Genomic DNA, 23,703 nt, shown 5'->3' with positions numbered 1-23,703 from the left:
TTGCGTCCTCTCGGTGAGGGATGCCGGCGCTCAGGATGCCTCGGCGCGCTCCCTCGCGGCGCGGAACCCCGCGTCGAAGCCGCGCTCGAAAGCGCGCTCCGCGTGGCGCTCGCCGCGGTGATCGCCACGCCGGTGCTCACGCGGACCGCAGCGCTCGCGCTCGCCGTGGTGTCCTGCCCGGGGGTCGAAGTCCGGGCCGAATGCGGGGCCCACGCCAGGGCCGAATGCGCGACCGAAGCTCGGGCCGAACGCCGGGCCGAACCCGCGGTCCGGGCCGAACCCCCGTCCCGGTCCGAAGCCGCCTCGGCCGTGCCGAGGCATCCGTTCGCTCTCGTCCCAGCCCAACTCGCGGGCGATGGCTTCGAGTGAAGCGGTCATGGTGGCGTAGTCGTCGGCCGTCACGGCGCTCGAGACGCGCTCGCGGATGCCGTCGACGATCCCGGCCAGGCGCGCCTTCGCGGCACGCCCCTCGTCGGTCAGCGTCCACGAATCCTCGGTGCGCGCGATCCAGCCGCGCTCGGCGAGCGCGCGCAGGCGCTTGCCTCCGCGTCCCTGGACCCGGGAGGCGAGCCAACCGGGCACGTCCACGTCGCCGGACACCGCGTTCAGCAGCATCCAGTCGCGTCGATCGACGTCCTCGGCGGCGAGCGCATTCGCGAACTCGCGCGTGATCATGGCGTCGACGGCGCGCAGCCAGTAACCGAGGGGGAGGGGCGCAGTCGGGCGGGCGTCGTCGGAAGCGCCGTTCGGTGTGTTCTGTGTGTCGTTCATGGGAAGTCCTTTCGGGTGTCCGGGAACAGCCGGACTCTTTGCATGTCATGTGACATGTGCATGTACTATGACATGGAAATGGATGCATGTCAACTCACATGTAAGTTAGGGCCATGGCCCACCACGATTCCCCGCGCGACGCCCGACCCGGACAGGGCGGCGATGATGCCGACGCGATCGCCGCCGCCCTCGCGCGCCTGCGCGGACGACGGATGCCCCGGCCGCCGTGGGGCGACGAGGGCCCGCATCGCGGACCGGGCATGCGGGGAGGCCCGGGCTGGATGCGGGGCGCACCCCACCGTGGTGAGCACCCGCACGCGGGCGCCCCGCCGTGGGTTCCGCCCCGCCTGGGTGGCCCCGCGCGGATGCGCCTTCTCGAGACGCTCGCCCAGGCATCCGGTCCGCTGTCGATCGGCGAGATCGCGGATGCCGTCGGCGTCGATCAGCCTCGGGCGTCCCGCCTGGTGCAGCAGGGTGTCGAACTCGGGGTCGTGCGTCGCGAGGCGGACCCGGACGATGCCCGGCGCACGCGCGTCGCGCTGACGGATGCAGGTGCGGCTCTCGTCCGCGGCTTCCGCGGCGACCGGCGCGAGGCGATCGACCGCGCCCTCTCGACGTTCACGGATGCCGAGCGGGCCGACCTCGCCCGGCTGTTGACCAAGCTCGCGGACGGCTGGCCGCAGGGCTGAGGCCGGGGCATCCGCCCGCGGCCCGCCCGCGAACGGTCGCGACACGCCGTGTGCGTGTGTGGTTCAACGGCGAGTCGCGTCCGTTCGCGCACCGCACGTGCCGCTCAGTTCTGCGGGCGAGGTGCGGGAAGGCGTACGAACAGCAGCAGGACGAGGCCGAGGGTCAGCACGGCGGCTATCCCGAGCACACCCCAGACCGTGGCCCCGAAGATCGCGATGGACAGGGTCCAGCCGGCGGGGGCGAGGAAGCTCGCGACGCGGCCGGTCGTGGCGTACAGACCGAAGATCTCGCCCTGCATCCCTTCGGGTGTGACGCGGGCGAGTAGCGAACGACTCGCGGCCTGTGCGGGACCGACGCATGCCGACAGCACGAGTCCGCAGATCCAGAACACCGCTTTGCCGCTGTCCTGCAGGATCAGGAGCACCACGGCCGCGAGGATCAGCGCTGAGAGCGCGGTGATGATGACGTTGCGCGCACCGAAACGATCGTCGACCGCACCGGCGATGATCGTGGATATGCCGGCCACGACGTTCGCCGCGATCGCGAAGATGAGCACCTCGGTCGACGAGAACCCGAACGCGACGGCGGCCAGGATGCCACCGAATGCGAAGACGCCGCCCAGGCCGTCACGATAGACGGCGCTCGCGAGGAGGAACCAGAAGGTGGACCGGTGCGAACGGAAGAGCGCACGCACATCCTTCACCAGTACGGCGTACGCGACGAAGAAGTTCACTTTCTGACCGGGAGCAGAGGCCGGCCCCTCCGGGACGGTGAGGAACAGGGGGAGTGAGAACAGGATCGTCCACACGCCGCAGCCCACCGCGATGAGGCGATAGGCGAGGCCGTCCGAGGTGTCCATCCCGAACCACTCGAGCTGCGTCACGACGACGACGAGCGTCAGGGCGACGATGCCGCCGATGTACCCCAGCCCCCAGCCGAGACCGCTCACCTTGCCGATCGTGCGGGGAGTAGACACCTGGACGAGCATCGCGTTGTAGTTGACGCCCGCTATCTCGGAGACGACTGCGCCGATCGCGAGGATGATGGCGCCGTACCAGAAGTACGCGGGGTCGGCCCGTACGAAGAACAGCGCGAACTGCGCCAGCGCGAGAAGCATCGTGAAGACGAAGAGCAAGCGCTTCTTTCGGCCGGCGCGGTCGGCGCTCTGGCCGAGCACGGGGGCGAGAACGAGGATCAGCAGTCCCGCGATGGTCGTCACCAACCCGTACCCGCTCGACAGATCGGCGAGCGCCCGTTCCTTCAGGGGGTCGCTCGCAGGCAGCGCGGCGATGTCGGGCGGCAAGAATGCGTCCGAGACCAGATACAGCGAGGCGAAGACGAAGGTCAGGACGACCGAGTTGAACGGCTGCGTCGCCCAGTCCCACAGAGCCCATGCCGCGACATGGCGGCGCGGGACGACGCGGTCGCTCGGAGAGTCCTGGAACGCGACGCCAATCGGACCCAGGGCGCGCGTGTTCGCGGCGACGGGGGGAGGGGGCGAGGATTCGGGCTGACGCGTGTCGGACATGTCGGTCACGTTAGGACCCCTCCGTGAACACTCGGTGCGGCGTTGCGTCGAGGCATGTGCACAGGGTATCGCCGCGTCGGCGGCGAGGGGAGGGCGGGCGGCCGTATGGGGTCCGCTGGGCGGGGCGCCTCCGCGCACTCCGCCAAACTTGAGCCCGTTCATATCAAGTTCATTTGACGAGCGGGAGACGGATCGCTAGGCTTGAGTCAGCACGGCTCAAGGTCCCGAACGCGGGAGTGGATGCCGAGCAGCAGACTTCAGAAGAATCGGGGCCGCGGCATCCGTCCGGCCTCACACGAAGAAGAGAGAGACACACACATGCCACGTGCAGTTGGAATCGACCTCGGCACGACCAACTCGGTCGTCAGCGTCCTCGAGGGCGGCGAGCCGAAGGTCATCGCGAACGCCGAGGGTTTCCGCACGACCCCCTCGGTCGTCGCATTCACGAAGGACGGCGAAGTGCTCGTCGGCGAGACCGCCAAGCGCCAGGCCGTGACCAACGTCGACCGGACGATCTCGTCGGTCAAGCGCCACATGGGCACGGACTGGACGTTCGAGGTCGACGGCAAGAAGTGGACGCCCCAGGAGATCTCGGCGCGCATCCTCGGCAAGCTCAAGCGTGACGCCGAGGAGTACCTCGGTGACAGCGTGACCGACGCCGTCATCACGGTGCCCGCGTACTTCAACGACGCCGAGCGCCAGGCCACCAAAGAGGCCGGCGAGATCGCGGGCCTGAACGTCCTGCGCATCATCAACGAGCCCACCGCGGCCGCCCTGGCCTACGGCCTCGACAAGGGCAAGGAAGACGAACTCATCCTCGTTTTCGACCTCGGTGGTGGAACGTTCGACGTCTCGTTGCTCGAGGTGGGCAAGGACGACGACTTCTCGACCATCCAGGTGCGCTCCACCGCGGGCGACAACCGCCTCGGCGGCGACGACTGGGACCAGCGGGTCGTCGACCACCTGATCAAGCAGTTCAAGGACACCACGGGTGTGGATGTCTCGGGCGACAAGATCGCCCTGCAGCGCCTCAAGGAGGCCGCGGAGCAGGCGAAGAAGGAGCTCTCGAGCTCGAGCTCGACGAGCATCAACCTGCCCTACCTGTCGCTGACCGAGAACGGCCCCGTGTCGCTGTCGGAGACGCTGACGCGCGCCAAGTTCGAGGACCTGACCAAGGACCTGCTCGACCGCACCAAGAAGCCGTTCGAGGATGTCATCCGTGAGGCCGGCATCAAGGTCGACGACATCGCGCACGTCGTGCTCGTGGGTGGTTCGACCCGCATGCCCGCCGTCGCCGAGCTCGTCAAGCGCGAGGCCGGCAAGGAGGCCAACAAGGGCGTCAACCCGGATGAGGTCGTCGCCGTCGGCGCGGCCCTCCAGGCTGGCGTGCTGAAGGGCGAGCGCAAGGACGTCCTGCTCATCGACGTGACCCCCCTGAGCCTCGGCATCGAGACCAAGGGCGGCATCATGACCAAGCTCATCGAGCGAAACACCGCGATCCCGACCAAGCGGAGCGAGACCTTCACGACCGCCGACGACAACCAGCCGTCGGTCGCGATCCAGGTCTTCCAGGGCGAGCGCGAGTTCACCCGCGACAACAAGCCGCTGGGCACGTTCGAGCTCACCGGTATCGCCCCGGCGCCGCGCGGAATCCCGCAGGTCGAGGTCACCTTCGACATCGACGCCAACGGCATCGTGCACGTGTCCGCGAAGGACAAGGGCACCGGCAAGGAGCAGTCGATGACGATCACGGGTGGCTCGTCGCTTCCCAAGGAGGACATCGAGCGCATGGTGCGCGAGGCCGAGGAGCACGCCGCCGAGGACAAGAAGCGGCGCGAGTCCGCCGAGGTCCGCAACCATGCCGAGACGCTTTCGTACTCGATCGAGAAGCTCATCAAGGAGAACGAGGACAAGCTGCCGACCGAGGTCAAGGACTCGGTCCAGGCCGACGTCGACGCCCTCAAGACCGCTCTCGCGGGCGACGACGACGACGCGGTGAAGACCGCGTTCGACAAGCTCAACCAGAGCCAGTCCCAGCTCGGCGAGGCCATCTATCAGGCGTCACAGGCGGCGGGCGAGAACCCCGACCCCGCGGCGAACGAGCCCGGTGCCGGCAACGTCCCGAACCCCGAAGAGGACGTCATCGATGCCGAGGTCGTGGACGACGAAGACGAGAAGAAGCAGTAGGACATGGCTGACAAGGACGACGTGAATCCCGAGGGGCGGAGCGCCGGTCCTGACGGCACACATCCTGGCACAGGGGGGTCGGAGGAGCAGTCCTCCGGCCCCGTGTCGCAGGAGGGCGTGTCGCAGGACGGGACGGATGCCCAGGGCGACGAGTTGACGCTCGAGGACATCCTCGGCGCGCCTCAGAATGCCGAGGCCGCGGCGCAGGAGGCCGTGCTCGCGGATCTCGAGTCGGCGCTGCTGGGCGACCTCAAGCGCCTGCAGGCGGAGTACGCCAACTACCGGCGACGCACCGAAGAGCAGCGGGAGCGCGAGATCGAGCGCGCGAAGGGCGAGGCGGCCAAGGGACTCCTCCCCGTGCTGGACGATCTGGACCGCGCCGAGAAGCACGGCGATCTGCAGGAGGGCACCCCCTTCTCGGCGATCGGCGACAAGGTGCGCGCCGTCGCGGAGCGACTCGGCGTGACCTCGTTCGGCGCTGCCGGCGACCCGTTCGACCCGCAGTTCCACGAGGCGATCTTCCAGCAGCCCACGCCGGGCACGGAGGTGCCGACGGTGCTCGAGGTCGTCGAGGTCGGGTACCGGCTCGGCTCGGTGGAACTGCGACCCGCCAAGGTCGTCGTCGCCGTGCCCGCGGAGTAGGCGGGACGCCGATGGCTAGCCAGGACTGGTTCGACAAGGACTTCTACAGCGTGCTGGGCGTCCAGAAGGACGTCTCGCCCGCCGAACTCAAGAAGGCCTACCGCAAACTCGCGCGCACCTATCACCCCGACTCCAATCAGGGCGATGCGAAGGCCGAAGCGAAGTTCAAGGAGATCAGCGAGGCGTACTCGGTGCTCTCGGATGCCGGCCAGCGCGAGGAGTACGACCAGATCCGCGCGATGGGCTCGGGCGCGCGCTTCACCGCCGGCGGCGGGGGCAACCAGGGCTTCGAGGATGTCTTCAGCCGCTTCGGCCAGGGCCGCGGCGGGCCCCAGCCCGATTTCGACGACATCTTCTCGATGTTCAACCAGCAGGGTGCGGGCGGGTCGTTCGGATCCGGCCGGTTCGGTCAGACATCCGGTGGTTTCCGCGGTTATGGCGGACCGACGCGCGGCGCCGATATGACGGCGCGCACCACGGTCGACTTCGTCACGGCGACGAAGGGCGAGACGATCACCCTGCAGGGCGAGGACGGCAGCCCGTTCAAGGTCAAGATCCCCGCGGGCGTGGCGGACGGGCAGAAGATCCGTCTGCGCGGGCGCGGACGGCCCTCGCCGGACGGTGGTGAGACCGGCGACATCGTCGTGCAGGTCACGGTTCGACCGCACCCCGTCTTCACGCGCGATGGGCTCAACCTGCGGGTGACGGTGCCGGTGACCTTCACCGAGGCCGCGCTCGGCGCGACGATCGAGGTCCCGACGCTCGGGGGCGACCCCGTCAAGCTGCGGGTCGCCCCCGGGACCCCCTCGGGACGCGTGCTGCGCGTCAAAGGGCGCGGTGTGCAGACACAGAAGGGCACGGGCGACCTTCTCGCCGAGGTGCAGGTGGCGGTTCCTTCGCACCTGGACGATGCGGCACGAGAGGCGCTCGAGCGCTTTCACGAGCTCGAGCCGAAAGAGAACCCGCGCGCGGATCTGATGTCCAAGGCGCGGGGCTAGGGGCGCCATCACGATGAACGGAATGCGCGGCGACGAGATCGACGAGGATGCCCCGATCTTCGCGATCGCGGTTGCCGCCGAGCTCTCGGCGATGCATCCGCAGACCCTCCGGCAGTACGACCGGCTGGGTCTCGTCGTCCCCGCACGTACGCAGGGCGGCTCGCGCCGCTACTCGACGCGTCACGTGGAGCAGCTCCGAGAAGTCGCGCGGCTGTCGTCCGAGGGCATGAGCCTTCCGGCGATCGCGCGCATCCTCGAGTTGGAAGAGGATGTGCGGACCCTGCGTCGTCAGGTGCGCGACCTCGAGTCGCGCATCCGAGCCGAGGTCGAGAACCGGCCCGGCGCCCGTGTCTTCGCGGCGGGGACGGCGGGCGCGGTCATCACGCTGCGCCACGGCAAGCGGGTCCGGCGGGCGACCGAGCTGGTCGTCTGGCGCCCGCTGGATCGTCGGGCCCCGCGTGCCTCCGAAGACGACGTTCCGAAAGCCGGCGAGGGCTGACCGGCGCGAGCTCAGGCGGGGGCGTCCAGGTACGCCGCGTAGTCGTCGCGGGAAGTCTGGGCGTACGCGTACGACCATTCGAGAATCGATTCGCCGACGATCCGCCCGTTGCCGATGTATCCCGCCACCTCGGCGGCCCGTGGGGATTGGCTGTGCGCGCGAGCCAGCGTCACGCCGCACGATGCGGCGTAACGGACGAAGGGCGCGTCGTCGATCGTCGCGACGTCGATGCCCCCTTTCATGTCGTGGAACTGCCGCACGTACAGGTCGCGCTCGCCCGTCTGCACGTGCCCGAGGAACGGGTCGGACACGCCCTGCAGCACACGCTGAAGCGCGACGACACGTGCCCCGTGGCCCCCGCGTTCGACGATGGTCGCCAGAGAGCGCGGTTGAGCGATCCCGCCGAACTGTTCGAGCACGCTGCGCACCGCCTCCTTGGCCTGGAGGATCAGGGCGTGTCCGTCGCCGTCCTCGAACGCGACGACGTAGCAGCGCGTTCCCACGCTCCCGACGCCGACGACTCGCAGGCACACGTCCACCGGGTCGTACTGGCTGGTCAAGAGCGCGATGTCGACGTTCGTCGATGTCTCGTATTCGCGGGTCATCGGCACCACGGTCGCCGCGATCTCGGGGTCGGCGCGCACCATGGTCGGGGGTCGTTCGATGAACCTCAGGCGCCCGTCGGGTCCGGTCTCGGTGAGCTTGCGCACCGCCCGATTGGACGTGCGGCGCGTGGCGTCGCGGGCCGCCGAGCGCAGAACACGCCGCGAGGCGGGGTCCATGGCGGCTATCGCGGCGTCGACATCGAAGTGCTCGAAGTAGCGATCGAGCGGGCTGCGGGCGACAGCGGCAGCCATCGACCTCGCGTAGGCGCGGGTCGCGGCCAGCGCAGCCGTGCGGATCACGTCGTCATCACGGGACGTCGACTGACCACCGACGACGATGCTCGTCACGAGCCGCTTGACGTCCCACTCCCAGGGCGCCCAGCCGGCCTCGTCGAAGTCGTTCAGATCGAAGACCAGCGAACGCTGCGGCGACGCGTAGAAGCCGAAGTTCGCGACGTGCGCGTCGCCGCAGGACGCGACCACGATGCCCGAGTGCGGGTCGGCGGCGAGATCGGCGGCCATGACGGCCGCGGTTCCGCGGTAGAAGGCGAAGGCGCTCTCCGACATCCTCTCCCGCCGCAGCGGAAGCAGTTCGGGCACACGCGTGCTGTTCTGTTCATCGAGGATGCCCGACGCGTCGCGTGCCGCGTCGGATCGCCGGGCCAGATTGCTCCGCGGGGTCCGATCGCGATGGCGCTTTCCGAGCGCTCGGGCCTCCGCGAGCGGCAGCCGTCGTGTCGACGCGGTCGCTGTGCCCGCGGCATCGGGGGCATCCACATCCGTCATGCGCACATTGTGGCACGGCCCCCGTCGTGGTCGACCGCGCGTGGGGGCCCGGTGATCATCAGGCGGGGTCGATCCGGAGCGTCCGAGTGCCCTCGCCGACGCTCAGGTCGTCGATGAGCCGGATGCTTCGGGCCACCTCGTCGATCGCCGGTAGTACCGTCCCGAACCGCGTGCGGTCGCTGCACACCGCGTTGACGGTCACGAAGTGCGTGCCCGTGTCCCACGTGTAGGTGGCGAAGGGCGGCGTGCGCTCGTCGACGGGCAGGTTCATCACGAGCCGCTCGCCGAGGCCGAGATAGGTGCCGCGGAACGATTCGGTGTCGTCGTACTCCATCGGCATCATGGCACGCGCGGCCCTCAGCTGAGCCGTCGCCTCCTGCACCTGCGCGAGCATGACGACGAGCTCGGGGTCGGACTTCCAGACCCACACGAGCACACGACCCTCCGCGCGGCGCATCAGCAGCGGAGCGGCCTGACTCATCGCCCACGCGGCGAAACCGGAAGAGGGACGCTCGGTCGCCCCCATCGCGCGATTCGCCTGCGACAGCAGCATCCCGATGGCGGCCTTGCGGTGTCGCCGACCGCGCCAGCCGAGCGACCCCGTCACCGCCACCCAGCGGTTCGGATCGGCATCGGCCTGCAATCTCGCCATGTCCCCACAGTAGGACGGATGCCTGGGGGTCCGCCCCGCCGCGGGCGCGGGACCCCGGGCGTGCCAGGACGCTCGGGTAGAGTGGGCCGCGCGCAGCACCCGACCGTGCGACCCCGTTCCGCCGCACAGATTGGCACCCAGCATCCCGTGAGTTCCTCCGAGACCCACGGCGTCCCTCGCGAGTCCGCCTCGGCGGTGCCCGCCGGGGATGCGACCGCTTCCGCGCGTCCGTTGACCGTCGTGATGGGCTGCGACACCTTCTTTCCCGACGTGAACGGGGCCGCTCGTTTCAGCGAGCGACTCGCCGCGGGCCTCGTTCAGCGGGGACACGATGTGCATGTCGTGGCGCCGAATCAGGCGTATCGCCGCAAGGCACCCGGCATCGAGATCATCGAGGGCGAGCCCATGACGGTCCACCGGCTGCCGTCGGTGCGCTGGCCCCCGCACGACTGGTTGCGCTTCGTCTGGCCATGGCGCAGCAAGCACTACGCCCGGCAGGTGCTCGATTCCGTCAAGCCCGACGTCGTCCACATCCAGTCCCACATCGTGATCGGTCGTGGTCTGACTCGCGAGGCGGTCAAGCGGGGCATCCCGGTCGTCGCGACGAACCACGTCATGCCCGAGAACATCCTCGATCACACGACGCTTCCGGGGTGGATGGATCGTCTGCTGGTGAAGTGGGCCTGGGCGGACGCCAACCGCACGTTCCAGATGACGTCGGCCGTGACGACACCGACCCGCAATGCCGCGAACTTCCTCGAGGCGGCGATCGACATCACGGGCGTCGTACCGATCAGCTGCGGCATCGCCGCGTCGAACTATCGGCCGGACCTCACGCCCCGTGATCGCAACCGCGTGCTCTTCGTCGGCCGGTTGACGCGCGAGAAGCAGATCGATCTGTTGCTCGAGGCGATCGTGACGCTCGACCCCGCGCTCGACGTGCAGGTCGACATCGTCGGCGGCGGCGACCAGCGTAAGCACCTCGAGCAGCTCGCCGAGCGCCTCGGGCTCGCGGATCGCGTGACGTTCCACGGACGCGTCGAAGAGGAAGAGCTGCGGGCCCTGTACTCGCGTGCGAGCGTCTTCGCGATGCCCTCGGTCGCCGAGTTGCAGTCGATCGCCACCATGGAAGCGATGGCCTCGGGCCTGCCCGTCGTCGCGGCCGATGCGATGGCCCTCCCGCATCTGGTCCACGACGGCGAGAACGGCTACCTGTTCGATCCGTCGTCGTCCGCGGACCTGGCCGCGAAGCTCACCGCGGTGCTGACCGCCGCACCCGAGGAGCGCCGACGGATGCAAGAGGCATCGCTCGAGGGCGTCCGCATCCACGACATCGACCGGACGCTGCGCACGTTCGAATCGCTGTACCGGGGCGAGCCGGTCGAGGACTGAGGTCACCCCGTGAGCGAGGTTGCGCGTCGGGTCGCGCTGGTGTGTGACTACTCCCTCGACTACCTGGGTGGCGCACAGAGCGCTTTTCTCGACGAGGCCCGGTTGCTGCGCGAGCGCGGGCATGAGGTCGTGATCGTCGCACCGGCCTCGCACCGCTCCGATCGGGGCGCTCTCGGGCGCTGGCAGGACGAAGGCGGCGACGTGATGGCCGTGCGCGCCTGGGTGACGCTGCCCGGAGTGCACCTGCCGGTCATCCGCAATACGCGGCGGTTGCGCGCTCGTCTGACGCGCGAGATCGAGCAGCGCGGCATCGACGTCGTGCACGTGCATTCCGAGTTCGGGTTGTCGGCGGCGGCCGTCTCGGTCGCCCGGGCGCGAGGCATCCGCACCGTCCAAACCGTGCACACGTTCTTCTGGCGGGCCGACATGCCGAGGGGATTCCGGAGGGGGGTCGCGGCTGCCATCGGCGGATTCGGCCGATGGTTGCGCGGCTTTCCCACGACGCGCACCGAACTCGCCCCCACTCCCGTCGACTCCGCGCTTCGCAACCTGACCCTCTCCCTCGCCCTGCGCACGGACGTCGTGGTCTCGCCCTCGGCTCACCAGGGAGAGCGCCTCCGCGCCGCCGGGGTACGAGTCGTGCGCGTCGTCCCGAACGCCGTGACACCCGGTCCCGCGGGCGAGCCCCTCACCGACGCCGGACCCCCGCTGCGCATCCTCTGGGTCGGTCGTCTCGTTTCCGAGAAGCGCCTGATCGAGTGGATCGATGCGGTCGTACAGACCGCGGCGACCGTGAGGCCGGAGAGCTTCGAGGTCGAGATCGTCGGCGAGGGCCCCCTGCGCACCTTGGCCGAGCAGCGAGCGGGCGATGCCCCGGTGCGATTCCTGGGGCGCCTACCGCGGGACCAGGTGCGGGAAAGGATGCGGTCGGCGCACCTCGTCGCGCTGACGTCGTTCGGGTTCGACAACCAGCCGGTGACGATCGTCGAGGCGCTCGAGGCTCGGCGCGGGATCTTCTACGTCGATCCGGCGCTCACGGAGGGCACCGAGCTCTCGGGCATCCGTGCATTCGGTCCGGACGTTCGCGCGATGTCTCAACTGCTGACGACGCTCGTGCGCGACCCGCGGCCGGTCCTCGAGGCATCCGCCCGCGCGGCCGAAGCGGCGCGGGAGTTCGACCCGGTGCTGCACGTGGCCCGCATCACCGATGCGTACTCGGCGCCAGCGTCCGCGTGACGACGTTCCCGGCCGGGTGACGGGGCCCGCGAGGTGACGGGGCCCTCACGGAAGGCGTGAGCGGTCGGTGGGTGTGGCGCGATAGCCATCGCGGCGGACGGCGACGACCGTGGCGGCGATGCCGACGACGGACAGGGCGGCGAAGAGAATGAGAAGGATCATGGCAGAAAAGCTACGGCAGGCCTGATAGTGTCACGAGTGGCAGGAAGGCCGTGTATCGTATGAATCCTGCCAGTAGCGCCGGTGCAGCGAGGAGCGCACATGAAGACTGTCGCCGTGATTGTGCAAGAGGGGTTCGCCCCGTTCGAGTTCGGGGTGGCCTGCGAGGCTTTCGGCCTCGACCGCTCCAACGACGGGGTGCCGAACTTCGATTTCCGCATCGTGACCCCTGACCCGGGGGCGGTCGCGTCGAGCCTCGGTTTCTCGATCAACGTCGACGCGGACCTCTCCTTCGCGTACGAAGCCGATCTCGTCGTCGTATGCCCGATTCCTCGGAAGACGTGGGGCAGCGTCGATTCCCGCGTTCTGGACGCCGTGCGCCATGCCGCCCGGCGTGACGCATGGCTGCTCAGCGTGTGCAGCGGGTCTTTCGTGCTCGCGGCCGCCGGCGTTCTCGATGGCGGCCGCGCTACGACCCATTGGCGCTACACCGACACCATGGCGGCGATGTACCCCGGGGTCGAGGTCGACCCCGACGTGCTCTACGTGCAGGACGGCCGGATCATCACGAGCGCCGGCACCGCGGCCGGTCTGGATGCCTGCCTGCACCTGCTGCGGATCGAGCTCGGTGCCGCACTGACGAACATCATCGCGCGGCGGATGGTCGTGCCCCCGCAGCGGGACGGCGGTCAGGCGCAGTTCATCGCGCAGCCCCTTCCCGAGGCTTCCTCGCTGTCGCTGTCGCCCGTGACGGACTGGATGCTCGAGAACCTGCGGCAGGACCTGAGCGTCGAGGACCTCGCGGCACGCGCGCACATGTCGCCACGGACGTTCGCCAGACGGTTCAAGGCCGACCTGGGCACGACCCCCGCCGCCTGGCTCGCGCGACAGCGAATCATCCACGCGCAGCGGCTGCTCGAAACGACCGACCTCGCTCTGGACCGCATCGCATACGAGTGCGGGTTCGGCTCGGCGGCCGTTCTGCGTCAGAACTTCGCGCGGGTGCTGGGCACGACGCCCACCGCGTACCGCTCGACCTTCAGTTGCTCGACGGATGCGGCGCCCGTGCCGATTCTCGAGGGCTCCGCCGCCTGATCTCCTCACGAGATCCCTTGTCGTCGCGAGCGACCCCTGATAAACTTGAGTCAACCAGGCTCAAGTTTATGGGCCGCAGATTTCGGGAGAATCAATGAACGCCACGCAGCAGCCCGGGCAAGAGGAGCAGCAGAGCGCTCTCGAGCAGTTCGGGATCAACCTCACCGACCGGGCGCGCCAGGGCAAGCTCGACCCCGTCATCGGACGCGACGCCGAGATACGGCGCGTCAGTCAGGTGCTCACCCGCCGCACGAAGAACAACCCCGTGCTGATCGGTGAGCCCGGCGTCGGCAAGACCGCCGTCGTCGAGGGACTGGCGCAGCGCATCGTCGCGGGCGACGTCGCCGATTCGCTCAAGGACAAGGAGCTCATCGCCCTCGACATCTCGGCCCTCGTGGCCGGTGCGATGTACCGCGGGCAGTTCGAGGAGCGCCTCAAGAGCGTGCTGAAAGAGATCACCGAGTCCGACGGGCGGATCATCACGTTCATCGACGAACTGCACGTGCTCATGGGCGCGGGCGGGGGAGAGGGCTCGGTTGCCGCATCCAACATGCTCAAGCCCATGCTCGCCCGCGGCGAGTTGCGGCTCATCGGTGCGACCACGCTCAACGAGTACCGCGAGTTCATCGAGAAGGACGCGGCGCTCGAGCGCCGCTTCCAGCAGGTCTACGTCGGCGAGCCGTCGGTCGAGGACACGATCGCCATCCTGCGCGGGCTCAAGGAGCGGTACGAGGCGCACCACAAGGTCGCGATCGCGGACGCCGCGCTCGTCGCGGCCGCAAGCCTCTCGAACCGCTACATCCCGAGCCGCCAGCTGCCCGACAAGGCCATCGACCTGATCGACGAGGCCGCCTCGCGCCTGCGCATGGAGATCGACTCCGCTCCGCTCGAGATCGACGAACTGCGGCGCCACGTCGACCGGCTGAAGCTGGAAGAGATGGCGCTGAAGAAGGAGAAGGACGAGGCATCCAAGGAGCGTCTCGGGAAGCTCCGGACAGACCTTGCCGCCCAGAAGGATCGCCTGAGCGAACTGCAGGGGCGGTGGGAGCGCGAGCGCGCGTCACTCAACCGCGTAGGCGATCTCAAGACGCGCCTCGACGCGGCACGTGTCGAGGCCGAACGGGCCCAGCGCGAGGGCAACCTCGAGCGTGCATCGCGCCTGCTCTACGCCGATATCCCCGCGTTGGAGCGCGAGGTGATCGAGGCAGAGCGTGCCGAGTCGACCGAAGAGCGCATGGTGAACGACCAGGTCACCGACGAAGACATCGCGGCCGTCATCGCTGCCTGGACCGGCATCCCCGTCGGGCGCCTGCTGCAGGGAGAGACCGAGAAGCTGCTGCACCTCGAGGCCGAGCTCGGCAAGCGCCTGATCGGGCAGAAGGATGCGGTCAAGGCCGTTTCCGACGCCGTGCGCCGTTCCCGCGCGGGCATCAGCGATCCCGCCCGGCCGACCGGATCGTTCCTCTTCCTCGGCCCGACGGGCGTCGGCAAGACCGAGCTCGCCAAGGCGCTCGCCGCGTTCCTCTTCGACGACGAGCACGCCATGGTGCGTATCGACATGTCCGAGTACGGCGAGAAGCACTCCGTCTCGCGCCTGGTCGGTGCGCCTCCGGGCTACATCGGGTACGAGCAGGGAGGTCAGCTGACCGAGGCCGTGCGCCGACGCCCGTACAGCGTCGTGCTGCTCGACGAGGTCGAGAAGGCGCACCCCGAGGTCTTCGACGTTCTGTTGCAGGTCATGGACGACGGGCGACTGACGGACGGCCAGGGTCGAACGGTCGACTTCAAGAACGTCATCCTGATCCTGACCTCGAACCTGGGTTCGCCGATCCTGATCGACCCGACGCTGACGATCGAGCAGAAGCGGGAGGCCGTGCAGGGGCTCGTGCGTCAGGCTTTCAAGCCCGAGTTCATCAACCGTCTCGACGACATCGTCATCTTCCACGCGCTCACGCAGGACGATCTGGCGCAGATCGTCGAGCTGTCGGTCGATGCGCTGCAGCGGCGTCTGCATGACCGTCGACTCACCCTCGCGGTCACGCCCGATGCCCGGGCCTGGCTGGCCGAGCGCGGATACGACCCGGCCTTCGGTGCGCGGCCGTTGCGTCGCCTCATCCAGTCCGAGATCCAGGACCGCCTCGCGATGGCGATCCTCGCGGGCGGGGTGCGCGACGGCGACACCGTGCGGGTGGATGTCGCGGCGGACGGTTCTTCGCTGGTTCTGACCAGCGCGGGTCCGACCGCCCCCACGGCGCCCGCGGCATCCGACGACGACGTGATCGAGGCCGAGATCGTCGAGTAGGCGCCGGCGCAGGCGGGGTGTCTCGCCCGGGTTGGTGCGACGGCTTCGTGTCAGAACAGGGTCGGCGGGTCCACGTCGAAGCGCGGGCCCGCCGTCGACGGTCGTCCCGGCCGGCTATCGCGGCGTGCCGACCACACCGGTCCACCCGCGGACCTTGCCCCGGCCGACGGCGTCGTGATGACCGGACCCGGCCCGCGCGCCCGCATCGTCTGTTCCTCTTCGGCACGCCCATCGAGTTTGTGCGCCCGGATCAGCGGTCGCACGCGTTTCGCGAGCCACTGCCGGTACCCCTTCGGTGCGTTCGCGGTCGCGCCCGGATACAGGCCGCGGTACGACGAGACGAGCTCCGGATGCTCCCGCTCGAGCCACTGCATGAACCAGGGTTTGACTCCCGGACGCAGGTGCAGTGCGCCGTAGACGACCCGCACCGCTCCGGCGTCCTTGATGCGGGCGAGCGCGTCGTCGAGCGCGGGGATCGAGTCGGTCAGATGCGGCATCACGGGCATCATGAAGACCGTCACCGCGAAGCCGGCCGCGGTCGCCGCTCGCACGGCCGCGAGGCGTGCGGTCGCCGTCGGCGTTCCGGGCTCGATCGAGCGCTGCAGGGTGTCGTCGAACACGGCGATCGAGAAAGCCAGATCGACGGGCACCTGTTCGCGCGCGGCGGACAGCACGCCGAGGTCGCGTCGGATCAGTGTTCCCTTGGTGAGGATCGACAGGGGCGTGCCGGACTCGGCCAGGGCTTCGATGATCGACGGCATCAGTGCATAGCGCCCCTCGGCGCGCTGATACGGATCGGTGTTCGTGCCGAGGGCAACGTGCTCGTGCTGCCAGGATCCGGCACGCAACTCACGCCGCAAGACCTCGGCCAGGTTGGTCTTGACGATGATCTGCGAGTCGAAGTCGGCTCCCGCGTCGAGGTCGAGATACTCGTGCGTGCCGCGAGCAAAGCAGTATGAGCATGCATGGCTGCAGCCCCGATACGGATTGATCGTCCAGTTGAACGGCATCGCCGAAGCGCCCGGCACGTGGTTCAGGGCGGACTTCGCGAGCACCTCATGGAACGTGATCCCGGCGAACTCGGGGGTCGTGACGGAACGCACGAGCCCGTCCATGCGCTCCAGACCGGGAAGTGCGGATTCGTCCGCAACTCCGAGTTGTTGTCCCCGCCAGCGCATCCCATATTCGAACATAAAGCCGAAGCATCCGTCAACCGCCACTTCGTCGGGGGCGAGCACCCAGGCTGATCGGACAGAATGATTGGATGACCTCCGCGACCGGGTCACCCGAATCCCGCCGCGCTGCCCGGAACTCAGCACCTCGATCCCCGAGCGCGCGTCGGCTCGCCGCTGCCTCGGTCGTGGTGGCACTCGCCGTGGCCGCTGTGGCGGGCATCGGCGGCGCGCTCGCCGCCCCGCGCCAAGGCTCGTCGCAGAACGCGGCCGAGATCGTGACGCCGCCGCCCCCGGCCGCTACGGCGATCCCGGTGCCGACCCGCTCTGAGGTGCCCCTGGCAGAGGTCGCGTTGTGCGACCGCCCCGAGGTTCAGGCTGGACTCGCGGCCGGCGACGACAGCGCCGTCATCGGCGCGGCCGGTGGGGGAGAGGGGCTCCGGCAGGCGGTGATTCGCGGTATCGCGCCGTGCATCGACCTGCGCGACCCGTCGCACGTGTGGTTCGTCGTCAACAAGGCCATGCCGATGGAGCCGATCGACTACGCACCCGCCGATTGGGTGGCGCCATCGAACGTGCCGCTCGGCAACCTCGCCGCCGTGCGGACGGACATCGCGCCGACCGTCACCGCGATGTTCGAGGCATCCGTCGCCGCCGGAACCGGCCGGATCGGCATGCAGAACGGTTATCGCGGCTACTCCGTGCAGCAGCGCATCCACAACGACCGCGTCGCGTCGCTCGGCAAAGAGGCCGGTGAGCGCCTGGCCGCGCGGCCGGGGTACAGCGAGCACCAGTCGGGCATCGCGATGGACGTTTTCGGATGCACGCCGGGATGCTCGTCGTCGGAGCAGTTCGGGACGACGGCGACCTACCAGTGGGTGGTCGAGCACAGCTGGGAGTTCGGCTGGATCATCCGCTACGAGGACGGCCAGACCCCCATCACGGGGTACGACCCCGAGGCCTGGCACCTGCGCTACATCGGGCCTGAGCTCGCCGCGGCCTACCACGCGGGCGGATTCCACACGCTCGAGGAGTTCTTCGGTCTGCCCGCGGCACCCGGCTACCTCGACTGAGCCCGGCGCGACTCATCGCGCGCCCTTGTGTGTGGCCGCGATTCATCGCGTGCTCTTCTCGGCGGACTGTGGCCCGGCTGCGGAGTGCGCCCCGACGCGCCAGTATCCGCAGAAGCTGATGAGCGACTTGTCGAGCCCGCGCTCCGCGATCAGGTGCCGACGAGCGGCGGCGGGCAGCGCCTGTTCTCCGACGACGTACGCGTGACAGGATGCCGCGGGCACATCGTCTCCCGTCAGTTCGGCCAGTGCCGACAGCGCCAGCGTTCCCGGCACCCGCGCGTAGTCGTCGCGGATGAGCCAGCGCACCTCGACACCGGCGGGTCGGTCGAACGCGAGTGCATCTTCGGCCGAGGGCACCTCGATCAGGGCCAGGCCCGAGGCGTCCGCGGGCAGGCTCGCGCAGATCCCGGCGATCGCGGGTAGGCCGGTTTCGTCCGCGACGAGCAGCACGTTCTGCACGCCGCGTTCGGGGTTGAACGCGATCCCCTCGTCGATGATCACGACGCTCTCGCCGGGCACGCAGGTCTCGGCCCAGCTCGACGCCGGTCCCGCGGTACCGTCCTCGGCCGACCCGTGCAGGACGAAGTCCACGTCGATCTCGGCGCTCGCTGCATCCGTCGCGGGGCGATAGGCACGCACCGTGTAGTTGCGCATGACGGGCCGATCGCCCTCGGGGATGCGCAGGAACCGCAGGTAGCCGATCAGCTTGTTCGCCTTCGCCGGGATGCGCTCGAGCCCGGCTGCACCACCGACAGGAAGGAACAGGCGGAACCACTGGTCGTAGCCCATGGGTACAAAACGATCGACTTCGCCGGCGCCGAGCGTCACCCGTGCCCGGTGCCGCGAGAGGCGCTCGGCGCGGAGCACCTCGAGGCGGATGAGCCGCTGTTCGGTGGGCTTGACGAGTCTGCTGGCCTGCGCCATGCGGCTCCTTTCGAGAGGTGCGGTCCGGGGGGTCACGCCCAGGGGCGGAGAGTCAGGAAGATCGCCGCGGTCGCGCTCCAGAACAGCGCGATGAACACGACGTCGCGCGCCCGGAACGGTATGCGGTACCTCTCGGTGCGGCGGGGGTATGCGCCGAACGCCCGCGAATCCATCGACAGCGCGACGCGCTCCGCATGCCGGATGGCTCCGGCGAGCAGCGGTACGACATACCCCATCCGGCGGCGCACCACGGCGATCGGGCCGCGACCGTGCGAAGCGCCGCGAACGCGGTGCGCCGCACGGATCACCTCGAGCTCGTACCCGAAGCGCGGCACGAAACGGAACGCCGCGAGAGCGGTGTATCCGACACGGTAGGGCACGCGCAGCTGTTGGATCATCGAGCGGGTCAGGTCGGCGCCCGTCGTCGTCAGCCCGCCGACCAGGGCCAGTGTCAGAATCGCCCCGAGTCGCAGCGCGGTCGCGAAGCCGACCTCGAGCGCCTCGCCGTAGAGGGTCCAGGACCCGATCTGCAGGACGACGACGTCGTGCGAGATGCGCGAGGCATCCGTCCACAGCGAGAAGGCGATGCCGATGACGATCAGGGACGCAGGCACGGCCAGCAGCAGGACGGCCAGCATCCTGGCCGACAGGCGCGCCCCCACGAAGATGACGGCGTACGCGAGCACGAGGAACGCGGTCGGCGTCTGCAGGTCCCGCACCGCGAGCAGCGCGAGCATCGCCGGCACGGGTGCGGCGATCTTGGCGAGGGGATTCAGAGCGTAGAGAAAGCGCTCGCGCGGGGCGCGGTCGAGGTGGCGGACGTCGTCGGGGTCGTTCCCGCGTGCGCGCACCGGCGTGGCGGCGGTCATCGCGCGACCCCCTCGGTCGATCCGGGTCGTGTTCGCGCCTCTTCTCCACGGACATGGCCCGAATCCGCGGGGAGCGCCCCCGGCAGGTCGGCCATCCGCACGATGCCCGAGAGTTCCGGATGCGTCGGCAGGTCGGCCAGCGCAGACGCCAACGGAGGCCGGCGCAGTCCCGCGGACCGCAGCAGCTCACCATCCGCGAAGACCTCCGCGGTCGGCGCGTGCGCCAGCAGTCGCCCCTCGGCGACGACCGCGGTGTGCGTGGCGTACTCGGTCACGAGCTGCATGTCGTGCGTCACGACGATGACCGTCGTACCCTGCGCGTTCAGCCCCGCGAGGATCCCGAGCAGTTCATCGGCGCGCGCGCGGTCCTGGCCGAACGTCGGCTCGTCGAGCGCGAGCACCGGCGCGCCGGCGATCAGCGCCGTGCCCACCGAGAGCCGCCGCTTCTGCCCGCCCGAGAGCAGGAAGGGATGGGATGCCTCGCGTCCGGTCAACCCGAAACGCTCGAGCATGTCCGCGACCCGCGCCTGGATCTCGGCCTCGCCCGTGCCGCGCAGGCGGAGTCCCTGCGCGAGCTCGTCGAAGACGGTGTTCGTGATGAACTGGTGCTCGGGATTCTGGAAGACGAAGCCGATCCGTGCGGTCAGCGCCGCGACATCCGCGCGTGCCGGGTCGACGCCGTCCACGAAGACGCGTCCACGGGGCGGCGGAACGACTCCCGCGATCGCCTGCACCAGCGTCGTCTTTCCCGCGCCGTTCGGCCCGACGACCGCGAGGAACTCGCCGGCGTGCACGTCGAGGTCGATGTCGTGCAGCACCGGGGTTCGTCCCCGCCGCACCGAAAGGTCGCGGACGCGGATGATCGGCTCGGGTGGGGAGATCTTCGCGTCGTACGGCGCCGGGCCCGGAGCATCCGTTCGCGTGACATGCGGCCGTGCCTGATCCGCCCCGGGCCGGGGGGCGCTCTCGAGGGCTGCGCGCAGCTCGGCCGCGGTGAGGGGGAGAGGGTCGATCGCATAGCCCGCCGAGCGCAGCCGGAGCGCCGCGAGCGTGGACACCGGCAGCCACACGCCGAGCCCGCTCAGCTCGGCGGCGCGTCCGCGCAGCACGTCATCCGTGGGCCCGTCCGCGACGAGGCGCCCGTTCGCATCGAGCGCGATCACACGGGTGACGAGCTCGATGATGGCGTCCAGGTTGTGCTCGACCATCACGATCGAACGATCGCCCACAGCCACGACGTCGGCGAGAGCCGCAGCGACATCGTCGATCCCCCGCGGGTCGAGATTCGCCGTGGGCTCGTCCAGAACGACGAGGCCCGAACCCATGGCGAGCGCGGACGCGATCGCGAGTCGCTGCCGACCGCCGCCCGACAGGCGGTCGGGGTTGTCGTCACGTCGTTCCCACAGGCCGACGCGACGCAGGGATGCCTCGGCTCGCGCGAGGACCTCGTCAACCGGGAGGGCGAGGTTTTCGGGACCGAAAGCCACCTCGTCCAAGACGGTCGATGTGACGATCTGCGCATCCGGGTCTTGGAAGACCATGGCGACGTCGGTGCTCAGCTCGGCGACCGTTGCCCCTGCGGCGTCCCGTCCGCCGATGCGCACGCTGCCCACGACATCCGCGGGAATCGCGTGGGGGATCAGGCCGTTCAGGGTGAGCGTCAGGGTCGACTTACCGGATCCGCTCGGACCCAGAACGAGGACCACCTCGCCGACGCCGATCGAGAACGAGACACCGTCGGGCGCCGCGTGCTCCGCACCCGGGTATCGGACGGAGAGGCCCGCCGCGGTCACCGAGACGCCCGCGGGACGAAGCTGCGCGGGAGGGGTGTCGTGGGGTGTGGTCACGGAGTCCTCGGGTCGGAACCCAGCGAATCGGGAACGCCCTGATTCATACCCCAATTTAGCTGAGCCTTACCTTGCCCGGCAACGAACGCTCTCACGGGGGGACGCGCGTGGCGCCGACCGTTTCAGCGCGGGACGCGCGCGACGCCCGCGCGACGCAGGGCGGCGCCGATGCCCAGTCCGACGGCGGTCCAGGCGATGGGTCCCAGGATCGAGAGGGCGATGTAGAGGACGCGCGCCCACGGAGCGAGCTGTTCGAGGGGGACCACGAAGCCGACGACGACCGCGATGATGATCCCGATGATCGCCGCCGAGACGAAGAAGCGCCACGCGCCCCACGCCCGATAGCGGGTCAGGGCCGCCACGCCCTCTTGGATGAGGCCGAACAGCAGAGCCGTGCCGAGAAAACGCGGAGCCCACGCGGGGTTGAATGCGCTCGCGACGAGCGCCGCGATCAGATGAGTGAGCAGCGCGACGAAGGGCATGCGCAGGAGTTCCTGCGCGATGATTCCGGCCAGGACGTGCGAGCCCAGCACCAGGCCGTAGGCGACGCCAGCTGTCGCGATGATCACGACCGGCGTGAGCCATCCGGCCACCGCGCCGACCAGACCCGTTGCGACGCCGATCGCCGCGCACGTGAGCAGCACGCGCGTGGTCAGGGGGCTTCGGGTCCGCACCCCGTCAGGTTATCGCCCGGCGGGGCCACGCGGGCGACGCGTGCGCCGGACATAAACGTGCCCCGCGGATGAATCAGGCGCGTCTGCGCCGCGGGGTCAGTCGCACGGCGGGCAGCGGCGGCGCCGGGACGCGCTCGTCGCCGTGATCGACGACATGACCGAAGCGAGCGGAGCCCGCCTCCCACGCGTCCCGGGCTTCGACGATCTCGTCGTGGCTGCGCCCGACGAAGTTCCACCACATGACCAGATCGGATTCGAACGGCTCGCCGCCGATCAGGAACAGGGTCGCGGCCTCGCTCGCGGTCACATCGACGTGGTCGCGGTCGAGGCCGAGATACAGCAGCTCGTGGGGGCCGAGCGGTGCGTCGTGGTGGTCGGCGGAGGGCGGGGCCGACGCATCCGTCCCGGTGTTGAATGGAGCCGTGTTGATCGGAGTCGTGTCGACGCGGGCCGTGCCGAATGCGCCCACGAGCGCGTACTCCCAGTCGCGCCGGAGCGGGATGCGAACTGTCGATCCCGTCGCAATGGCGATCTCGGCGCCGACGAGCGGTGTGAAGGCGCTCGCCGGAGAGGTGGTGCCGCCGAGCTCTCCCATCACGACCGTTGCGGTGCCGCTGGGGGTGCCGTCGGGCGCGGTCAACCCGAGTGTCGGGAGGTCAGTGTGCCGTTCGAAGGCGGGTGCGCCGTGGCGGCGGGCGTCGGGCAGGGCGATCCACAGCTGCAGGGCATCGAGCGGGATCGGTCCGTCGCCGACCGAGTACTCGGAGTGCGAGATCCCCGCGCCGCTCGTCATCAGATTGAGTTCGCCCCGCGTGACGACCACGTCGCTGTCGACGCTGTCGCGGTGGCGCACCTCGCCGACGAAGGGCCACGTCACCGTCTGCAGGCCGATGTGCGGGTGCGGTTCGACGCGCATGAGCGCGTCCTGCGGGCCGAAGCGATCGAGGAAGCACCAGGCGCCGACCATCGGCAACTCGCGGTGCGGCAGGATGCGACGCACCTCCATGGCCCGAACCCCGCCCAGGGGCACGTCGCGTGCCTCGAGGCGGAGCGCACGCGGGCCGTCGCAGTCGGATGCGTGCTGCACATCCTCGGCGCCGGCGGCGTCCAGCCGGGTCATCCCGCAGACTCGCCCGTCGTTGCGGACTCCTGAGCGTCGGATTCCTCCGGCCAGTCGACGATGCCGCCCGGGACCTCATGGTCCTTCAGATAGCTGGCGATGAAGGGGCAGAGCGGGACGATGATCTCGCCGCGGCGTGCTGCGTCCGAGAGTGCCTCGGAGGCGATGATGTCGCCGAAGCCGCGACCGCGGAAGGCCTTGTCGACCTCGGTGTGGGTGAACGCGATGCGCCCGCCCTCGCTGACTTCGAACACGGCGAACCCGGCGACCGCGTCGCCATCCTTCAGTTCGTAGCGGCTGCGTTCTTCGTTGCGGATGACCGTCGGGGCGGCCGGGGACTCGTTCATAGCGCTGCCGTCGTGGCTCATGGAATTCCTTCCCTCGGTTTCTCCAACGTATGCGCCGGACCCGGTGTTCCGCCACGGGGTAGACGGCGCATGAAAGGGCATTCGGTCCGGTTCTCTCGCCGCATGGGGAAGACT

General features: G+C 69.5%; 21 protein-coding genes. 10 read left to right on the top strand and 11 right to left on the bottom strand.

What is annotated here, in order from left to right:
* Nucleotides 1-30: 30 nt before the first annotated feature.
* The gene (locus C2868_RS17745; RefSeq protein WP_146048067.1) at nucleotides 31-771 is read right to left on the bottom strand and encodes a MarR family winged helix-turn-helix transcriptional regulator; all 741 of its coding nucleotides are present in this window, start codon (nucleotides 769-771) and stop codon (nucleotides 31-33) included.
* A 113-nt stretch (nucleotides 772-884) separates the two neighbouring features.
* Between C2868_RS17745 and C2868_RS17740 the strand changes: the two genes are divergently transcribed.
* Nucleotides 885-1,460, top strand: a complete 576-nt coding sequence (locus C2868_RS17740) for a MarR family winged helix-turn-helix transcriptional regulator (RefSeq protein ID WP_232711350.1) — start codon at nucleotides 885-887, stop codon at nucleotides 1,458-1,460.
* 104 nt (nucleotides 1,461-1,564) lie between these two features.
* Here C2868_RS17740 and C2868_RS12385 read toward each other — a convergent pair whose 3' ends face one another.
* On the bottom strand, nucleotides 1,565-2,989 hold the full coding sequence (locus tag C2868_RS12385) for an MFS transporter (RefSeq protein WP_100812440.1): 1,425 nt from the start codon (nucleotides 2,987-2,989) through the stop codon (nucleotides 1,565-1,567).
* A gap of 318 nt (nucleotides 2,990-3,307) precedes the next feature.
* On the opposite strand from C2868_RS12385, the gene dnaK reads away from it, so the two are divergent.
* The 4 genes from dnaK to C2868_RS12365 are packed head-to-tail and all read left to right on the top strand — an operon-like array spanning nucleotide 3,308 to nucleotide 7,315.
* Entirely contained in the window at nucleotides 3,308-5,176 is a 1,869-nt protein-coding gene (gene dnaK, locus C2868_RS12380; RefSeq protein ID WP_100812406.1) for a molecular chaperone DnaK, read from the top strand.
* A gap of 3 nt (nucleotides 5,177-5,179) precedes the next feature.
* Nucleotides 5,180-5,818 (top strand): nucleotide exchange factor GrpE, encoded by a 639-nt coding sequence (locus C2868_RS12375; protein WP_100812405.1) that lies wholly within the window; start codon nucleotides 5,180-5,182, stop codon nucleotides 5,816-5,818.
* Nucleotides 5,819-5,829: 11 nt separating this feature from the next.
* The gene (locus C2868_RS12370) at nucleotides 5,830-6,816 is read left to right on the top strand and encodes a DnaJ C-terminal domain-containing protein (protein ID WP_100812404.1); all 987 of its coding nucleotides are present in this window, start codon (nucleotides 5,830-5,832) and stop codon (nucleotides 6,814-6,816) included.
* A gap of 22 nt (nucleotides 6,817-6,838) precedes the next feature.
* Nucleotides 6,839-7,315, top strand: coding sequence for a heat shock protein transcriptional repressor HspR (locus tag C2868_RS12365; protein WP_100812403.1), 477 nt, complete (start codon nucleotides 6,839-6,841; stop codon nucleotides 7,313-7,315).
* Between the two features lie 11 nt (nucleotides 7,316-7,326).
* On the opposite strand, the gene C2868_RS12360 is transcribed toward C2868_RS12365, so the two are convergent.
* Both C2868_RS12360 and C2868_RS12355 read right to left on the bottom strand, forming a co-directional pair.
* Nucleotides 7,327-8,706, bottom strand: a complete 1,380-nt coding sequence (locus C2868_RS12360) for a DUF2252 domain-containing protein (RefSeq protein WP_100812402.1) — start codon at nucleotides 8,704-8,706, stop codon at nucleotides 7,327-7,329.
* 58 nt (nucleotides 8,707-8,764) lie between these two features.
* Nucleotides 8,765-9,358 carry a hypothetical protein gene (locus tag C2868_RS12355; protein WP_100812401.1) on the bottom strand — a complete coding sequence of 198 codons (594 nt, stop codon included), beginning with the start codon at nucleotides 9,356-9,358 and terminating at the stop codon, nucleotides 8,765-8,767.
* 243 nt (nucleotides 9,359-9,601) lie between these two features.
* Between C2868_RS12355 and C2868_RS12350 the strand changes: the two genes are divergently transcribed.
* The 4 genes from C2868_RS12350 to C2868_RS12335 all read left to right on the top strand — a co-directional run bounded on the left by C2868_RS12350 (nucleotide 9,602) and on the right by C2868_RS12335 (nucleotide 15,542).
* Nucleotides 9,602-10,750, top strand: a complete 1,149-nt coding sequence (locus tag C2868_RS12350; protein WP_232711354.1) for a glycosyltransferase — start codon at nucleotides 9,602-9,604, stop codon at nucleotides 10,748-10,750.
* Between the two features lie 9 nt (nucleotides 10,751-10,759).
* The gene (locus C2868_RS12345) at nucleotides 10,760-11,986 is read left to right on the top strand and encodes a glycosyltransferase family 4 protein (protein ID WP_100812399.1); all 1,227 of its coding nucleotides are present in this window, start codon (nucleotides 10,760-10,762) and stop codon (nucleotides 11,984-11,986) included.
* A 261-nt stretch (nucleotides 11,987-12,247) separates the two neighbouring features.
* Nucleotides 12,248-13,240 (top strand): GlxA family transcriptional regulator, encoded by a 993-nt coding sequence (locus tag C2868_RS12340; protein WP_100812398.1) that lies wholly within the window; start codon nucleotides 12,248-12,250, stop codon nucleotides 13,238-13,240.
* A gap of 94 nt (nucleotides 13,241-13,334) precedes the next feature.
* The gene (locus C2868_RS12335; RefSeq protein ID WP_100812397.1) at nucleotides 13,335-15,542 is read left to right on the top strand and encodes an ATP-dependent Clp protease ATP-binding subunit; all 2,208 of its coding nucleotides are present in this window, start codon (nucleotides 13,335-13,337) and stop codon (nucleotides 15,540-15,542) included.
* A gap of 50 nt (nucleotides 15,543-15,592) precedes the next feature.
* Here C2868_RS12335 and C2868_RS12330 read toward each other — a convergent pair whose 3' ends face one another.
* On the bottom strand, nucleotides 15,593-16,720 hold the full coding sequence (locus C2868_RS12330) for an Rv2578c family radical SAM protein (protein ID WP_100812439.1): 1,128 nt from the start codon (nucleotides 16,718-16,720) through the stop codon (nucleotides 15,593-15,595).
* An 86-nt stretch (nucleotides 16,721-16,806) separates the two neighbouring features.
* Here C2868_RS12330 and C2868_RS12325 point away from each other — a divergent pair, with 86 nt between their 5' ends.
* Nucleotides 16,807-17,787, top strand: a complete 981-nt coding sequence (locus tag C2868_RS12325; RefSeq protein WP_100812396.1) for a M15 family metallopeptidase — start codon at nucleotides 16,807-16,809, stop codon at nucleotides 17,785-17,787.
* 42 nt (nucleotides 17,788-17,829) lie between these two features.
* Here the strand turns inward: C2868_RS12325 and C2868_RS12320 are convergent, their stop codons facing one another.
* The 6 genes from C2868_RS12320 to C2868_RS12295 all read right to left on the bottom strand — a co-directional run bounded on the left by C2868_RS12320 (nucleotide 17,830) and on the right by C2868_RS12295 (nucleotide 23,589).
* The gene (locus tag C2868_RS12320) at nucleotides 17,830-18,711 is read right to left on the bottom strand and encodes a siderophore-interacting protein (protein WP_100812395.1); all 882 of its coding nucleotides are present in this window, start codon (nucleotides 18,709-18,711) and stop codon (nucleotides 17,830-17,832) included.
* 32 nt (nucleotides 18,712-18,743) lie between these two features.
* Nucleotides 18,744-19,580, bottom strand: coding sequence for an energy-coupling factor transporter transmembrane component T (locus tag C2868_RS12315; protein ID WP_100812394.1), 837 nt, complete (start codon nucleotides 19,578-19,580; stop codon nucleotides 18,744-18,746).
* On the bottom strand, nucleotides 19,577-21,427 hold the full coding sequence (locus tag C2868_RS12310; protein ID WP_198519617.1) for an ABC transporter ATP-binding protein: 1,851 nt from the start codon (nucleotides 21,425-21,427) through the stop codon (nucleotides 19,577-19,579). The genes C2868_RS12315 and C2868_RS12310 overlap by 4 nt, the downstream gene beginning before the upstream one ends.
* A 122-nt stretch (nucleotides 21,428-21,549) precedes the next feature.
* On the bottom strand, nucleotides 21,550-22,101 hold the full coding sequence (locus C2868_RS12305; RefSeq protein WP_100812393.1) for an ECF transporter S component: 552 nt from the start codon (nucleotides 22,099-22,101) through the stop codon (nucleotides 21,550-21,552).
* A 73-nt stretch (nucleotides 22,102-22,174) separates the two neighbouring features.
* Nucleotides 22,175-23,221, bottom strand: a complete 1,047-nt coding sequence (locus C2868_RS12300; protein ID WP_100812392.1) for a pirin family protein — start codon at nucleotides 23,219-23,221, stop codon at nucleotides 22,175-22,177.
* The gene (locus C2868_RS12295; protein ID WP_232711349.1) at nucleotides 23,218-23,589 is read right to left on the bottom strand and encodes a GNAT family N-acetyltransferase; all 372 of its coding nucleotides are present in this window, start codon (nucleotides 23,587-23,589) and stop codon (nucleotides 23,218-23,220) included. The genes C2868_RS12300 and C2868_RS12295 overlap by 4 nt, the downstream gene beginning before the upstream one ends.
* Between the last annotated feature and the right edge of the window lie 114 nt (nucleotides 23,590-23,703).

Origin of the sequence: Microbacterium sp. CJ77, assembly GCF_002911615.1 — a bacterium.
Taxonomy (GTDB): Bacteria; Actinomycetota; Actinomycetes; order Actinomycetales; family Microbacteriaceae; genus Microbacterium.
This window is presented reverse-complemented; position numbering and strand designations above follow the sequence as displayed.